This is a genomic window from Pirellulaceae bacterium (genome assembly GCA_019636385.1).
Lineage (GTDB): Bacteria > Planctomycetota > Planctomycetia > Pirellulales > Pirellulaceae > Aureliella.
This window is the reverse complement of record JAHBXT010000001.1, coordinates 951,516-966,997: the sequence shown is the minus strand read 5'-3', so window position 1 is coordinate 966,997 and position 15,482 is coordinate 951,516. Positions and strand designations below refer to the sequence as shown.

Here is a 15,482-nt window from a genome sequence, read left to right as displayed (position 1 = left end):
CGCTGAACCATCTTAATGAAAAGAGGATTGGTCGTGTCGCAGTTGCATGGTGCTCGCGTACTGACGCTGGTGGATGACATCTATGAAGACTTGGAGCTCTGGTACCCCAAGCTGCGGCTGATCGAAGCTGGAGCTGAGGTCGTGGTAGCCGGGCCAATTGCAGGCGGTCATTATGTTGGCAAACATGGCTATCCCTGCCCAGCCGATATCGCCATCGCCGACTGTCAGTCGGCATCGTTTGACGGGTTGCTGCTACCTGGCGGCTTCATGCCCGATAAACTCCGTCGCGATTCAAAAGTCAAATCATTGATACAGGAATTTGCGACCGCCGGCAAATGCGTCGCCGCAATCTGCCATGGTGGCTGGATGGCTATATCGGCCGGCGTTTATCGTGGAGTGCGCGTCACTGGATCGCTGGGTATCAAAGACGATCTTGAAAACGCCGGTGCCATTTGGGTGGATGCGCCCGTGGTCGTTGATCGCCATTTTGTTTCCAGTCGCAAGCCAGACGACCTTCCACAATTCGCCAAGGCCATGATCGAGGTCATCAGCCAATATCGCATGGCTTGAAGTTGCTATAGCATAACTCCGCGACGCTTCGCCAACTCGCGCATGGCGGTTTCAAAATACGGAAACGGTACGCGCGGATGTCGCTGCAGTGCCCAGCGGTAGGTCAAGTTGACCAGGCTGCGCGGCAAATTGCCCTGTTCGACCTGGGCCACAACCTGCTCCAAGAAGTGTACTTGATTGGGTTGAGTCGCCCGCAGCCCATTCTTGAGCTGATCGATTAGCGGCACAATGTTCCTAGCATCAACCAAGCGTTCGGCAGCGTTCAAGCTGGTCGATTGTTGAGCGTTGGCCGTACTTGCGCACAGCGCGATCGCCGACCAACACATCAGCCACATGCAACTTGTTCCACTGTTGAGTATTGAACGCACGATCCAACTCCTCTGGCCTACCCACTGCTGCCCAAATCAAAATCAATCGCATCCGCCCATTTATTGCAGATGCCTACGGATGCATAGGCCACCATCGCCGCCTGAGTCAAGTCCAACGAACGCCAATGGCTAGCATTTGGAGCTTCACAAATTGTCCCCTCGTCGTTCGGCCAGCCTCTTAGGGGAACAATGTCGGCACCGGCCGCTCAAATTGCTGACATGCGAGCGTTGGCTAGCTGTCGCTACTCGTCTGAGCTAGCAACTGGGCCATGCCGTGGCTGAGGGTGGAGTCTATTTCGGGATCGCACCAAGCGACGCTGACTTCGTAGCCGCCTTGCGGGTAGGCTTCGCGCGTGGGAATGTACCAGGGGCCGCCGTCGCCGTAGGCAGCACAGGCAACGAAACGCTCGGGAGCGGCGACCTGGGCGCGCAATTGATACTCGACAAAACACTCCGATGGCAAATGCAATAGCGAAGCTTCGTTGATGTGCAATGCCGATAAGACGATAGGTGTCCCCTGCTGAAAGCGGCGCAGCCAACTGACGATGTAAGCGGGCCGATTGCGGTCGACGACGCTGCGATTGGCGTCGGCAATTTGTTTTAGCAAATCGTCTTCGTTCCAACTCTCCAGCGGCCGAGGCAGAATGTCTTGAGTGGTCCAGTGACAGGCGCTCACGGGCTGCGGTTGCAGTTGACTTTGCGAGGCAACCAGGGCTTGATACATTCGATCGCTGAGTACGGGCCGCATGGCTTCTGAGGCATCGTTGTAGCGGCCTGCCCCGATATTGCCTCCGCAACCATTGAAGTACAGATGTGTACAATCGGGCTGCTCGGCCTGCAGACGCTTACGCGCCAGTCCGCAAAAGTCAGAACTCACCTGGCCGCGGCCGTAGTAGCTCATGGGATGGCAAGCGTAGTAGTGGCAGGCTAAGACTTGGCGATCGCCGTGGTAGAAAGCCACCGACTTGAGATAGGGATCGATCAAGCCTTCGGGATATCGCTGGTGGGTGGGATCGCGCGAGGCGCTGCCGCGCATGTTGCTGGTGCGGCCTTGCAGGTTGATCAGCCGACGGTTGCTGGCCACACGATCGACGGCAGCTTGTGCGCAGGCGATGTGAGTGACTTCGATCGGCTGCGTGAGCGCTGTTTCAATAGCGGATTGTCCCGCCTCCAAACAGCGTTTGAAAAAATCGACGTCCAGCATCGAAGGCAGATCGCTGTGCACTGCAACGATGCGCTGCGCCTCCAGGCAAGCAAAGGGAGCGTCGTGCTGGTGAACGCACTGCACGGCGACGCGCTGCGGCGTCGTTCCCGCTGCCTGAGCCAGCGCGGTACACCATGCTCCATGGGCCTCATTCAGCAGGCCGGTCCAGTCGACCGAGCAGACAACGATGGGCTGGCCAGCCCCCAGCAGCACGTAACCGATCGCTTCCAAAGGATCATCTACCGCTAGCACAGGCTTGATCCATCCGCCGCACAGCGCATGTCCCAACGGTGGTGTAACGTCGAATCGAAACGGAGCGATCTTCAGGCTGGGCGGTGCAGTCGCTGCCTTGGTGTCCTGAGCGTCGGCTACCACTTGAGGTTCTTGAGCACCCAGCCACAGCGGCCGAGCTAAAAGGCCAGCGGATGTTAACCAGGCGGACTGTCGCAAGAAATGGCGTCGCAATTGGCTATTCATAGGTCGTCTTTCGAGTGAAGCATTCGGTGTTCTGTTGCGACGGGATGACTGCCAGCTAAGGCTTTCCCAACAGCGACTTTCGTAGTTCCTCGCAGGCATCGGCCAGCTTGCCAGCCCCATGACGATAGACATCGCAGGCTGGCAATCCAAAGCGATCTTCGGCCCCAGCCACTTCGTCATTGGCCGCCCGATCTGTGAGGCTACGAGTGTTAATGCTTAGGCCCACGAACTGGCACGGGGATCGCAGGTTCGCCATCGCCAACAGCGCCGCCATCTGATCCTCCATCGGAGCCAGCGGAATGGTCGGCAAGCCTTTGACGTGCGTTCGTCCGGCTTCGTAGCAGAAGATCAAACCTTGCGGTGCACAGCCGTGTAGTAGACCGGATGTAACAGCCGAGAACGCCGGGTGCGATATGCTGCCCTGCCCTTCGATCAATAAAAAGTCATGATCCTGATGCTCGGCCACCAGTCCTTCAATGGCACCATTAACAAAGTCGGACACCACGCAGTCGATTGGAGCACCTTGCCCGGTGATCATGATGCCAGTTTGTCCGGTAGCGATAAACTTGGCGCGATAGCCGCGCTGTTGCAACTGCTGCTCTACTTCCAGCGTTGTTACCATCTTGCCAATGCTGCAATCGCTGCCGACCGAATGTACGCGAATGCACTGCGGACGGAACTGGAGTCCCCGGGCTGTGGTTTTGAAACGGTTGCGACGTACGTCGACCAACCGGCTGCCTGAGATGGAGGCAAGCTGTACGTATTGCGGGTCTTCAACCAGGAATTCGTGAAGACCCGATACGATATCGATCTTGCGCTCGATCGCTTGGCAGATCAGTGGTCGCCAAGTTTCGGGCATTTGACCGCCAGCGGTCGCGATGCCCAAGTAGATCGCGTCGCACTGGGCAATTTTCTCCAATCCGGCCACCACGGGTACCCCCTGGCCCATGCCGAACAACTCGTCGGCCATCTTGCCGGCCAACTGTTGATCAATCACGGCCACGATGTCATTGGGGCGATATTTCAGGAGGCTGATCGCTGTTTTGGCGTATTGCGGGGACGAAAAACCATCCGTCAGCAGTGCAATGCGGTGATGTTGGGGTAGTGGGGTCCAGGCAGAAGCGCTCATGAACACTCGATTTCATCTTAAGTTGTGAGTAACGTAGATAGCATCATTGCCAGCTGTGGCATTTTCGTCATCGTTCAATTTGAGGTGGGTCGGTGCGGGCTCCATGCCAATACATTTACGTGAACTCCGTTACCAACTACCTGCTGTCGAATTCGCCACGAATTTCATCAGCCCCACTTGTCACGCCCTACGAATCGCATGAACGTTTACCATTTTCACCAATCGCACTTAGCCTGTAAATGATGGACGCTTGTCCGCAGCAGCGAACGCGGGGATTGACAGTCGGTCAGGTAGCGTCGAAGCTTAGTTCTGAAATCGGCCAGTGCGCCGCCTGCGAATCAACCACTTCCATTCTGAAATCTTTGGAGTATCACATGAAATCGCTTTCGGGACTTTTGATAGGCTTGGCTCTGGGTAGCTTGGTTTTGTGTGGTTGCCAACCGGCTAGCAGCGACCCGGCAGCGGGCTCGAGCGCTACCGGTGCCAATCACGACCACGAGCATGGGGACCACGATCATCCACAGAGTCTGGCGGAGGGACAGGAGGTTATCGGCAAGCTGTTTGGAGAGATTAGGGCTGCTTTTGAAAAGGGCGACCCCGACGCTGCTCACGATCAATTGCACGAAGTCGGCCATATCTTGGAGGGGGTATTACCGGACCTTGTTAAGAACGACGCCGGGCTCTCGGATGAAGCCAAATCGAGCATCCAGGCGTGCCTGGAGAAGATGTTCGATGAATTCGGGAAGTTGGATGACCAGTTGCACGGTGGTCCGGAGGCCGATTTTGCCGAGATCAGTCGCGTGATTGACGGAGCACTGCAGGAGCTGAAGGGGTTGCTGCCATGAGGCAGCCAGGGCATCACGCTCCGCTCTGTGAGCGATCCACTAGCGATCGGCGGCCACGCACGCTCCGGCACTGTCTGGCTCTGACCTACCTGACAGTGCCGCTATTGCTGGCTGGATGCTGGAGTGGTTCCCAGAACGGCAGCGATGCACTCAGTCAGCAGTATCAGCAGCGATTGCTGGTGGCCGAGCAGCCAACGGACATTCGCGCAATTCGTGACGCCTATCAGGCTTTTCAGCCAGACCAAAGCGTTACCATTGCTGGTCGCATTTACGCCGATGGAATGAGTCCGTTTGATCCTCAACAGGCGGTGTTCACCATTATTGAGCTGCCTAAGCCAGGACATAATCACGAAGATCCAGGCGATTGTCCGTTCTGTCGTCGCGAGCTGAAGAACGCCAAGTTTTCTGTAGTGCAAGTGACCGATGAAGCTGGCATGATCGTCCCGCGTTCGGCGGATAAGCTGTTAGGACTATCCAAGAACCAAAACGTCGTCGTTTTCGGCAAGGCCAGCCTAGTGGGAGAAACGCTGATCGTTCACTTGAGTGGCCTACATAAATTGACCTCCTCAGCCGCCGAGGCGTTGTCGGCGCAGTTTCATCAGACCAACGAATAATTCAACTTGAGACCGCAATGAGTGGACCTTGGATGAAATGGCAGCGCAAACTGTGCTGGGCGGTGATGGCGGTTGCGATCGCAGCCGGTGTTGAAACGCGGCAATGCTTGGGCAGCCAGCCGGGAGCCGAGATCGGACTGTCGGATTCAAAACCTGCCGAAGGGCCGTATGCTGAAGTCGCTGGCCGGTTCATGGTGCCCTACAGCTTGACCGTGCCCGGATCAAACGTGGTGATCCACATGATTCCGATTCCAGGCGGGGTCTTTGAAATGGGTGGCAGCCAAGAGGACCAAAGTCCGCTGGTCAGGGTGCAAGTGCCGCCGGTCTGGGTTGCCAAGACCGAGACCACCTGGCAGCAATATGAACTGTATATGTCGATGTACCGCTTGTTCAATGTGTTGGCTCAGCGTGGCCAGCGAAAGGTGACTGCCGGGGCTGAAGTCGATGCGGTGACGGCCCCCACCGAGCTGTATGATCCGACCTTCACGTATGAGTACGGTCAAGAGCCCGATCTGCCAGCGGTCACAATGACGCAATACGCGGCCAAACAATACACTAAGTGGCTCAGTAAATTGACTGGCCATCAGTATCGCTTGCCGACGGAAGCTGAATGGGAATACGCTTGTCGCGCGGGCACGACAACCGAATTTAGCTTCGGTGCCGATGCCGAACAACTATCGGAGTATGGTTGGTTTGCCGACAACTCTGACGATCAGCCACATCCGGTCGGTGAGAAGCGGCCCAATGCATTCGGACTACAGGACATGCATGGCAACGTCATGGAATGGACCATCAGCGGTTACACACCGAACGGCTACACGGATTTGGCTAAGCTAACACAGCCAATCGCGGTGCTGGACACCGTGCACTGGTCAGGTGACATTGAAAACCGAGTGCTGCGAGGCGGTAGTTGGCAAGACGCGGCCGAGCAGTGTGCGTGTGCAGCTCGGCTGGCCTCCGGCCCCGATAGTGAGTGGAAGGAAGAGGATCCCAATTTACCGCTCAGTCCATGGTGGTTCACCTCGGACCCCACCCGCGGCGTGGGCTTTCGGATTTTTCGATCCTATCATCCACTGGACGAGGCAGTCATCGCCAAGTTCTGGGAGATCGACCATCAGTACCTGGAAGAGGATGTTGACAGTCGCTTGAAGGAGGGCCGAGGCATTCGGAGCGTGGTTGATCCCGAACTTGCGCAAGACATTCGAGCAGCTCGACCGTAGTGGATGTCCACTTCTTCTGGGTAGGAAGCGTGCTGGTTATCGTAGCTGCGTTCGTCAGAACAGGGGCATAGTCGTACTGGCTAGAGCCTAGGTGATTGCTGACAGTCTCCTCGGGCTGGCAACCGAAGCTACAATACTTCAGCAATCGAGGAAGCAACATCATGGAACCATCCAGTCAGCGCAGGCAAGTGGCCGTCGATCCATTACGCTGGGGCCGGATTGGCGATTGGGCACAGTTGGTTCGGCTGCCGGCCGTTTTTACGCTGCTGTCCAATTGTGCTGCAGCGGCCTTGCTTTCTGTGGGTTCTCTGGCACCGTTGACGGTGGTTTTGCCGATCTGTGGAATTTCGGTGTTGGCATACTGGGCCGGCATGATTTTAAACGATGTGCACGATGTCGAAGAAGATCGTCGCACCCGACCCAGCCGCCCGCTAGCCGCTGGTCGTATCTCACCGGTGGTCGCCGGGCATGTGGCCACAGGAATGCTGATGCTGGGGCCTCTGATGCTCTTGCTAATGGCCAGTTATCATCGGGCGATCGATACCGTGTGGATGATCGCGGCCATTGTCAGTAGCCTGGCACTGTGGGTAGCCATTCGCCTGTATAACTCGGCAATCAAAGCGACGTTGCTGGGACCAATGCTGATGGGGGCTTGTCGAGCGCTGAACATCTTGATGGTGGGCTTCAGTTTTTTGGCGATTCACTGGGGGCAAGAGTTCTCGGTCGTCGAGCGATTTCCGCAAACTTTAGTGGCTTATGCTGCAGCTGTCGGAGTTTACATTTGTGGAGTCACCACGTACGCGCGGCACGAGGCGGGTGATAGTTCACCGCTAACGCTTTCGCTGGGGACGCTGCTAGAGGTGGCGGGTCTGGTGATTCTGGCCTGCTTATACTGGTGGGAGCCGGGGCGCCCAGTGTCTTGGTACCTAAGTCCCACCAGCTACTATCCGATTCTGATTGTGTTGATCGGCCTGACTGTACTCAATCGCGCACTGGCCGGAGTCTTGCATCCTGTATCGCGCAAAGTGCAACTGTCTGTGCGCCATGCATTGCTGTCGCTGATTTTCATGGATGCCGCCGTAGCACTGATGTGGTGTGGACCGTGGTATGGAGTGGGCGTGGTCGCGTTGCTTCTGCCCGCTCTACTGAGTGCCATTCGATTGCGCACGACCTGAACCAACCGGACTTGTTACAAACCGGACTTGTTACCATATTGGCTGTTGAGTGGTCTAACAATGAGGTGTGGTGTCATAGTGTTTTTCGTGGTCGGACCAATCGGTTTGAACAGAATTTTATAGAGCTTCCACGTGAACGACCGTGTGAACAACCGCCGATTTCAGCTTGTATTTGCTCCATGCACCACCCCTCATGGTTGGCAGCTCCATTTGTAAAGCAGGACCCTAAGTGACGCAGTTTCAACACCCACAACTTCCCGAAGGTTACTCGATCCGCGCTGCCCAGCCCGATGATTTGGCCGGCGTCATGGCGCTGCTCAAGCCATTCATCGAACAACGTGTTATCCTGCGGCGGACTAAAGCTGAAATGCTGCACTTGATGACTACGGGGTTCGTTATTCTGTGGCAGCAGCACATCGTCGGCTTTTCGGCAGTCGAGGTCTATTCGAAGAAGTTGTCGGAGATTCAGTGTCTGGTGGTGCAGGATGCCCATCAAGGCCGAGGTTTAGGTGCGGTGTTGGTCGAGCACTGCGTAGCGCTGGCTCGCACACTGGGGGTTATGGAGGTGATGGCCATCAGTTCGTCGGATCGTTTTCTGATCCATCAAGGTTTTGACTACGCGTTGCCCAACCAAAAGAAAGCATTATTCTTGCAATTGAGAAGTCGCGATGAAGTGTACCGCGAAGTGGAGCAACTGGGTGAGTAAGGCGAGCAGCCCATGCGCCTACTGCGGTAGCTACCGTCGCCTGACGGTGGAAACGCGGTTGGCCCACTCCGACTGGCAACGGTAGCTACCAATAGTCCGCTGGTCGCACCCAGCAAATATGGCTGATTGTGTAGTCGCGGACGTTCAGAGCCGTCGTGAGTCGTCGGGAACATTTTGTGGATTTTCGCTGCAGACGGCTATCACCTACGCGGCAAGTTGACCTACAATCTCTTGTCAATCATGAGTCGTGGATCCGTGAAAGAGGGGCCGAGCGTGCCGTCGATCGAAGAGAGTTTAATCAGCCAATTTGCTGAGAAATTTGGCTCGCGCCCTGAGCTAACCGATAGTTTAGTGCTGCTGGGTATCGACTCGGTCGGCATGGCGGAATGGACCTACGAGATCGAACAGGCTTATAAAATCAAAGTCGATGATGAACTGCTGCACGTCGAGACCATTCAAGAGTTAGCTGACTATATTCGCCAGCGGCAATCGGTCTGATCCCTCATTGCTTCACACACCCGAGAGTCAACTATGGAATGTCAACCCAATCGGCGAACTTTGTTGGCTCAAGCTGCTGCGCTGGGGGCACTAGCTGTCGGTCATCGGCTAGCGGGCGGAACTGAACTGACGCCAGCGATTGAGCACACCGCGCCCCCTCGACGGCTGCTGAAAACCCTTAAGATCGGTATGGTTAAAGCCAGCGGTGGATTGACCGAAAAGTTTCGCGTTGCCAAGGCAGCGGGTTTTGATGGAATTGAGTTGGACAGTCCCGGTTTTGACGTCGATGAGGCGCGACGCGCCATCGACGCCACTGGATTGCCCGTCGATGGTACGGTCTGTTCGACGCACTGGAATATTCGACATACCAGTCCTGATCCGGCTATTCGTGCTCGAGCCCTGCAGGATTTACAGACCGCTCTGCGTGCCACTCATGCGGTAGGCGGGCATACCGTCTTGTTGGTTGTCGGCAAAGGTGAAGATGGTTTAGAATCCGAGATTTGGCCTCGATCGATTGAAAATATCAGCCGTTGTGTGCCGCTGTGTGCAGAGCTAGGTGTCATGATCGCCATCGAAAATGTCTGGAATCAGTTCTTATATGACCACGACGGCCCCAACGATCAGACCGCCCAAAAATACGTTCAGTATGTGGATCAATTTCAGTCGCCGTGGGTGGGCATGCAATTTGACATTGGCAATCACTGGAAATATGGCGATCCCGCCCAATGGATACGAACGCTGGGACGACGCGTCGTTAAATTGGATATAAAAGGCTTTTCGCGAGCTAAGAACAATTGGGCTGACATCACCGAGGATGACATTCCCTGGGCCGACGTACGCCAGGCACTTGATGATATCGGCTTTCACGGCTGGGTGGCCGCAGAAGTAGGCGGCGGCGACCAGCAGCGGCTGGCTACCGTTGCCCGGCAAATTGATCTTGCGCTGAACATCAGTCCGCCTGCCTAATCGAAGCGCCAAGCGGTAGATTCCAGCGGGCAGTATCTCGCACCAAGTTCCGCTTGGCAGCCTATTTTGGTTCGGGCAATTGAACCTGGCCGATTATTTGGCTGCGGTCGATGCAACCTAGTCCGTTACGACTGTCGACCGATGCAGGCAGGTTGTCGCCGAGCACATAGTACTGATTGGCACCGATCACGGTGGCCGGCGTTGCGCCGTTGCTTGGATCGCGCTCGTTGTCGCGCAGGTAGATATCACGGTGGACTTGTAGCGAACCAATGCGAATCACTCCACAAAGCGCCTGTATTCTAAACGAGGTAACATCCGGAGGCCTAGCGCGATCCGGCAGTTCGAACGCCTCGCCGGAATCGGCGCGTGCCCAAGCATAACCGTCCCATCCGCCGATCATCAGTTGTCCAGGATTCTTCAAAACCTGCTGGGGTCGCGAAGCAGCCTGCCAAAGCGCTGCTTGACCTGCGGCGACCTCAGTTGTAAGTTCTGAACCAAAATCGCACAGCACGTCATAGCTATGACCTCGATAGAGACATTCAACGCGTGCGGAGGCCACGTTCGATGACGGGGTTTCTTGTTCTGCGGAGGCAAACCCGATCGTCAACAGCAAATCATCGACAGGCACAAGGTTTCGAGGCATCCCGTGATTGATGGGATAGTCATCCAGCACGCTTTGGCAGACCAGTGCCGATGGCAGCGCTGGCTCGGTGCCAGTGCTGCTCCATTGCTGTCGGTACAGCCACCGCAGTTCGTCGCCGGCTTGCAGTACTATCTCCGTCGATGCAGCAGATGCCTCAGTTGCCCATAAGTGCTGAACGCTTTGCCACGCTGAATCCGATTGTTCGCTCCGACCGCGATGCCAGTAGAGGGTCCCTGGCCCTGGTAAGTCAGCGACGGGTATGGCGACCTGCAAGAACTGAAGCATGTTTTTGCGAAACATGCTGCCGTTGACCCATAATTCACCATCTCGCAGCTGGATGGACTCACCCGGAAGTCCCCAGACGCGTTTGCAGGTCCAGGACTGCGAACCCAATGGACCCGCCATCGGTCCAAAAATAATACACGACAGGCGGTCCACAGCATCGATGCTGGATAACTTAACGGATTGTCCCGGCCGTAATTCTCCCGATAGGCAGTCTCCGGAGCCGCAATGCGGGCAAATCGGCGGTGCCGTTGGGTTGGATTCGGCGGACCTGTCCCACGTGGCTCGACAGCTCCGGCATTGCATCCGAAAGCAGGGTCCCATGAGATGAGGTGCCATCGAATTAGAATTCAGTTGAAAAATCTGGTCAGACTTGAGCGCGTCAGGCCGGGGCCGGTCAACGCAGCCCAGGGCTGTCAGCGTTGCCAGCCACAATCCGCCCACAGTCCAATTCCGCAGCCAACCACCTGACCAGCCAGTCGGTGGGGGTCCGAAACGTGTCGAGCGAAGGGGGGGCACTTTGACGGTCGGCATCTGCGGATACAATTGCCAAATTCTGATATTCGAGTTGGGGCGATCGGCTGGCCGTGTGGCCACCTGTCATAGCGTGTACTTGTAACCGTCCGAGTTTCCATCCACTTTAAATGATTTTGTACTAGGCCAGCATACATGACTAGTTCTAGCGGCTCTCCCCGTACCCTGTTCCAGAAGATTTGGGACGAGCACGTGGTTTATAGCCAACCCGGTCAACAGACCATTTTGTACATCGACCTGCATTTGGTACACGAAGTTACCAGTCCACAGGCATTTGAGGGCTTGCGTCTGGCCGGTCGAAAGGTCCGTCGCCCGCAGCGTACGATTGCAACGCCGGATCACAACGTGCCGACCTCCAATCGTGGCCTGCCAATTGCCGATCCAATCTCGCGCCAGCAGGTTGATACTCTGCGAAACAACTGCGCCCAGTTCGGCATCAAACTGTATGACCTGCACGACGCTAATCAGGGCATCGTGCATATCATCGGGCCAGAGCTAGGCTATACCCAACCCGGCATGACCATCGTCTGTGGTGACAGTCACACGGCAACGCACGGTGCTTTTGGTGCTTTGGCGTTTGGCATTGGAACTAGCGAGGTCGAGCATGTGTTGGCCACGCAGACACTGCTACAATCGTTACCGAAGACTTACGAACTGCGCATCGAAGGGCAGTTGGCTGCAGGCGTCACCGCCAAGGACTTGATCCTGTACCTGATCGGACAGATTTCCACAGCTGGTGGTACCGGTTATGTGTTGGAATACACCGGTCCCGTGATTCGCGCGCTGACGATGGAAGAACGAATGACGGTGTGCAACATGTCCATCGAGGCGGGCGCTCGGGCGGGGATGATTGCACCGGATGAGACAACCTATCGTTATCTCCAAGGACGCCCCTACGTACCCCAGGATTTTGAGGCGGCCGTTGCACGTTGGCGCCAGTTAGCCAGCGATCCCGGAGCAGTCTACGACAAGCTGCGGGTGTTTCAAGGTGCGGATATTGAGCCGCAAGTTACTTGGGGCACCAACCCTGGCCAGGTCTGTTCGATCTCCGCCAAGGTGCCCAGTCCCTCAGATTTCTCGGACGAAACCGAGCAGAAGACCACCGCAGCTTCACTGGAATACATGGCCCTGTCAGCCGGCACTCCCATTAGCGACGTGAAAATCAATCGCGTCTTCATCGGGTCGTGTACCAATGCGCGCATCGAAGACTTGCGAGCCGCAGCCCGTGTCGTCAAAGGCTATCGCGTGAACTCTGCTGTTCAGGCAATGGTCGTGCCGGGCAGTGGACTGGTTAAGCGCCAGGCGGAGCAGGAAGGTTTGGACCGTGTCTTCCGTGAGGCAGGCTTTGATTGGCGCGAGGCGGGTTGCAGTATGTGCCTGGCAATGAATCCCGATCGGCTCGAGCCCGGAGAGCGCTGTGCGTCCACCAGCAATCGCAATTTTGAGGGTCGGCAAGGTAAAGGCGGTCGTACGCATTTGGTGTCGCCAGCCATGGCAGCGGCAGCAGCCATTCAAGGTCGCTTCAGTGACATTCGACAGTGGGACTATAAGGCATAACCAAAAGACAATCATGCGCGCGTTTACAACTCACCAAGGTACTGTGGCCTGCTTAGATCGGGCCAACGTTGATACCGATCAGATCATCCCCAAGCAATTCTTAAAGCGAATTGAGCGGACGGGATTTGGCCGCTATCTGTTTTTCGATTGGCGTTTTCACGACGACGGGTCAGACAATCCAGCCTTTGAACTGAATCAGCCGGCGGCTAAAGGGGCGACGATCCTGTTGGCCCGCCGCAATTTTGGCAGCGGCTCCAGCCGTGAACATGCCGTTTGGGCCCTGGATGATTACGGGTTTCGCGTCGTGCTGGCTCCATCGTTCGCAGATATTTTCTACAACAACTGCTTCAAGAACGGATTACTGCCGATTGCGCTCAGTGAAAGCCACATCGACCAGTTGTTTGAACGAGCTGCCAAGCATTCGCCCTATCGACTGCTAGTGGATCTGACAGCGGGCAAGGTCACTGACGACTATGGTTTGGAATATACGTTTGAAATTGACCATTTTCGGCGACATTGTTTGATCCATGGGTTGGACGACATCGCGCTGACTTTGGAAAACGAAGATAAGATTACGCAATACGAACGGACTCATGGTTTGGCGACCTAGGCCTCAGATCGTGTGACTTCGGTTACGCTTGTCCCCCTACCCCATGATTTACGGCCGCCACGTTTCGTTGGCTTCCTTTGCACTAACAGGTTTTACAGCGCAATGATATCGACTCTCGGCAATTGGTCAGGTTTCGTACTATCCCCGGTTCAGGCTGTGCCCACAGCGAGCCAGGATGATGGACGGTGGCAGCTTCCAGTGGTACATGCCTGGGATGACGAAGATGACGACGATGATGATTTGGATAGTGACGATGAAGATGACAAGGAGCAGGATCCGGAAGCCAGCCCCGACACTCCACCGTTTGTCGAGGAAGAAGAGGAGGACGATCCGTTTGCGGACTTCGACGAAGACGACTTTGACGATGACTTCGATGACGATTTTGAAGAGGAACTAGAAGACGACTACGAGTTCGAGCCTGACGACAGCGAGATGTTTCCTGCCCCAAGTGATTCAGATGACGAAGAGGACCTGGATGACCTGAATATCATGGGCGGCGATCTGTAATGGCCAGCGCTACGCAGCAACACGACCTATTGGTCATTGGCGGTGGACCCGGCGGCTATGTGGCTGCAATTCGAGCGGCTCAGTTGGGAATGAATGCGGCCTGCGTGGACGACAATCCCGTTTTCGGCGGAACCTGTCTGCGAGTTGGCTGCATTCCCAGTAAAGCCCTGTTAGAGTCCAGTCACCGTTATCACTCGGCGCGACATGACATGGCGAGTCATGGCGTCAAAATCGGCGATGTCCAATTGGACTTAGCGGCTATGTTGGCTCGCAAAGACAAGATCGTCTCGCAGTTGACATCTGGTATCGCCATGCTGCTCAAGCGCAACCGCGTCCAGGGTTACACTGGTCGCGCGACGCTGGTTTCTGCGGACACGGCCGAAATCCAAACGGCTGCCGGGCCGGTGCGAATCCAGGCCAAAAGAATTGTCCTGGCAACTGGCAGCCGACCGGCAGGCATGCGCAGTGTTGAAGTAGATCATCGCCGAATTGGCGATAGCACCCTGGCACTCAGCTTCACAGAGGTACCGCGTCACCTGGTTGTCATCGGTGGCGGCTACATCGGATTGGAACTGGGCAGTGTTTGGCAGCGGCTGGGAAGCCAGGTGACCGTGTTGGAGGCCATGGAACGCATACTGCCCGGTCTGGATCACGAAATTGGTCAATTGGCCCATCGAATCTTTGAGCGACAAGGCTTGAAGATTCACACTGGAAGCTGGGTGGAAAGCGCTCGGGCAACCGCCGATGGTTGTGTCGTCCAATGTCGGGATCAACCACCAATCCCATGCGATCGTGTGTTGTTGTCCACTGGACGCTTGCCCTGCTCAGATAATCTGGGGTTGGATCGAGTGGGTATTGAAACTGACCGCCGCGGTTTTGTGCCCGTCGATGAGAATTACCAAACCGCAGTTCCAGGAATATATGCAATCGGCGACTTGATAGGCGGTGCGATGCTGGCCCACAAGGCCAGTGAAGAAGGCATTGTGTGCGTCGAGCGGATTGTGGGCATGAAAAGCCATGTCAACTATGATGCTATTCCCGCCGTCGTGTACACGCACCCAGAAATTGCTTCAGTGGGTAAAACCGAAGAGCAACTGCAACAGTCGGGCATCGCCTACAAGAAAGGCGTCTGCCCCTATGGCGCTAGTGGTCGCGCGCTGGCACTAGGTGATGCGCAGGGGCGAGTTAAGATACTGGCCGACGCCACTACCGATCGCATTCTGGGAGTTCACATTATTGGCGCCCAGGCTGGGGATTTGATTGCCGAAGCGGTGGCAGCTATCGAATTTGGGGCTAGCAGCGAGGATCTGGCTCGGACCTGTCACGCACATCCAACGCTTTCTGAACTCTTGCACGAAGCAGCCTTGGCTGTCGATCAACGGGCAATTCATACTGCCTAATTCAAGTGGGTGCTCCTCCCCAAAGCTATCGCTATGACGCATTCGGCCGCGAAATGGGCCAGGCCATCCGCTGTTTTAGGCTGATGGATGCGCCGGAGGGCTGGCACCTACGGCTGCGATGGCACGGTGGCCGAGCAAGTTTTGCTTGGCAGCCGTGCCTAAACGCTGCACTGTTGT

At 56.1% G+C, this 15,482-nt stretch carries 16 protein-coding genes; 12 read left to right on the top strand and 4 right to left on the bottom strand.

What is annotated here, in order from left to right:
* Nucleotides 1-15: 15 nt before the first annotated feature.
* Nucleotides 16-570: a type 1 glutamine amidotransferase gene (locus KF752_03740; protein ID MBX3420649.1), complete on the top strand. Its 555-nt coding sequence runs from the start codon at nucleotides 16-18 to the stop codon at nucleotides 568-570.
* 5 nt (nucleotides 571-575) lie between these two features.
* Here KF752_03740 and KF752_03735 read toward each other — a convergent pair whose 3' ends face one another.
* The 3 genes from KF752_03735 to KF752_03725 form a co-directional block, all read right to left on the bottom strand.
* Nucleotides 576-938, bottom strand: coding sequence for a hypothetical protein (locus KF752_03735; GenBank protein ID MBX3420648.1), 363 nt, complete (start codon nucleotides 936-938; stop codon nucleotides 576-578).
* Nucleotides 939-1,170: 232 nt separating this feature from the next.
* Nucleotides 1,171-2,619, bottom strand: a complete 1,449-nt coding sequence (locus KF752_03730; GenBank protein ID MBX3420647.1) for a hypothetical protein — start codon at nucleotides 2,617-2,619, stop codon at nucleotides 1,171-1,173.
* 55 nt (nucleotides 2,620-2,674) lie between these two features.
* Nucleotides 2,675-3,748, bottom strand: coding sequence for a DUF1611 domain-containing protein (locus tag KF752_03725; protein MBX3420646.1), 1,074 nt, complete (start codon nucleotides 3,746-3,748; stop codon nucleotides 2,675-2,677).
* A gap of 374 nt (nucleotides 3,749-4,122) precedes the next feature.
* Here KF752_03725 and KF752_03720 point away from each other — a divergent pair, with 374 nt between their 5' ends.
* The 7 genes from KF752_03720 (at nucleotide 4,123) to KF752_03690 (ending at nucleotide 9,772) form a co-directional block, all read left to right on the top strand.
* Complete coding sequence (locus KF752_03720) at nucleotides 4,123-4,593, top strand: hypothetical protein (protein MBX3420645.1); 471 nt, start codon at nucleotides 4,123-4,125, stop codon at nucleotides 4,591-4,593.
* Nucleotides 4,590-5,207: a hypothetical protein gene (locus KF752_03715; GenBank protein ID MBX3420644.1), complete on the top strand. Its 618-nt coding sequence runs from the start codon at nucleotides 4,590-4,592 to the stop codon at nucleotides 5,205-5,207. Before KF752_03720 ends, KF752_03715 begins: the two co-directional genes overlap by 4 nt.
* A gap of 17 nt (nucleotides 5,208-5,224) precedes the next feature.
* Nucleotides 5,225-6,427 carry an SUMF1/EgtB/PvdO family nonheme iron enzyme gene (locus KF752_03710; protein MBX3420643.1) on the top strand — a complete coding sequence of 401 codons (1,203 nt, stop codon included), beginning with the start codon at nucleotides 5,225-5,227 and terminating at the stop codon, nucleotides 6,425-6,427.
* A 161-nt stretch (nucleotides 6,428-6,588) separates the two neighbouring features.
* Nucleotides 6,589-7,602 carry a UbiA family prenyltransferase gene (locus KF752_03705; protein MBX3420642.1) on the top strand — a complete coding sequence of 338 codons (1,014 nt, stop codon included), beginning with the start codon at nucleotides 6,589-6,591 and terminating at the stop codon, nucleotides 7,600-7,602.
* A 307-nt stretch (nucleotides 7,603-7,909) separates the two neighbouring features.
* On the top strand, nucleotides 7,910-8,308 hold the full coding sequence (locus KF752_03700; GenBank protein MBX3420641.1) for a GNAT family N-acetyltransferase: 399 nt from the start codon (nucleotides 7,910-7,912) through the stop codon (nucleotides 8,306-8,308).
* Nucleotides 8,309-8,548: 240 nt separating this feature from the next.
* On the top strand, nucleotides 8,549-8,806 hold the full coding sequence (locus KF752_03695) for an acyl carrier protein (protein MBX3420640.1): 258 nt from the start codon (nucleotides 8,549-8,551) through the stop codon (nucleotides 8,804-8,806).
* Nucleotides 8,807-8,839: 33 nt separating this feature from the next.
* A complete protein-coding gene (locus KF752_03690) occupies nucleotides 8,840-9,772 on the top strand; it encodes a sugar phosphate isomerase/epimerase (protein ID MBX3420639.1) in 933 nt (310 codons plus the stop codon).
* 61 nt (nucleotides 9,773-9,833) lie between these two features.
* On the opposite strand, the gene KF752_03685 is transcribed toward KF752_03690, so the two are convergent.
* Nucleotides 9,834-10,820 carry a hypothetical protein gene (locus KF752_03685; protein ID MBX3420638.1) on the bottom strand — a complete coding sequence of 329 codons (987 nt, stop codon included), beginning with the start codon at nucleotides 10,818-10,820 and terminating at the stop codon, nucleotides 9,834-9,836.
* Between the two features lie 546 nt (nucleotides 10,821-11,366).
* Between KF752_03685 and leuC the strand changes: the two genes are divergently transcribed.
* The 4 genes from leuC (at nucleotide 11,367) to lpdA (ending at nucleotide 15,305) form a co-directional block, all read left to right on the top strand.
* Nucleotides 11,367-12,788, top strand: coding sequence for a 3-isopropylmalate dehydratase large subunit (gene leuC / locus KF752_03680; protein ID MBX3420637.1), 1,422 nt, complete (start codon nucleotides 11,367-11,369; stop codon nucleotides 12,786-12,788).
* A 13-nt stretch (nucleotides 12,789-12,801) separates the two neighbouring features.
* Entirely contained in the window at nucleotides 12,802-13,398 is a 597-nt protein-coding gene (gene leuD / locus KF752_03675) for a 3-isopropylmalate dehydratase small subunit (protein MBX3420636.1), read from the top strand.
* Nucleotides 13,399-13,500: 102 nt separating this feature from the next.
* Nucleotides 13,501-13,905, top strand: a complete 405-nt coding sequence (locus KF752_03670) for a hypothetical protein (GenBank protein MBX3420635.1) — start codon at nucleotides 13,501-13,503, stop codon at nucleotides 13,903-13,905.
* Complete coding sequence (lpdA, locus tag KF752_03665) at nucleotides 13,905-15,305, top strand: dihydrolipoyl dehydrogenase (protein MBX3420634.1); 1,401 nt, start codon at nucleotides 13,905-13,907, stop codon at nucleotides 15,303-15,305. Before KF752_03670 ends, lpdA begins: the two co-directional genes overlap by 1 nt.
* The last annotated feature ends 177 nt before the right edge of the window (nucleotides 15,306-15,482 follow it).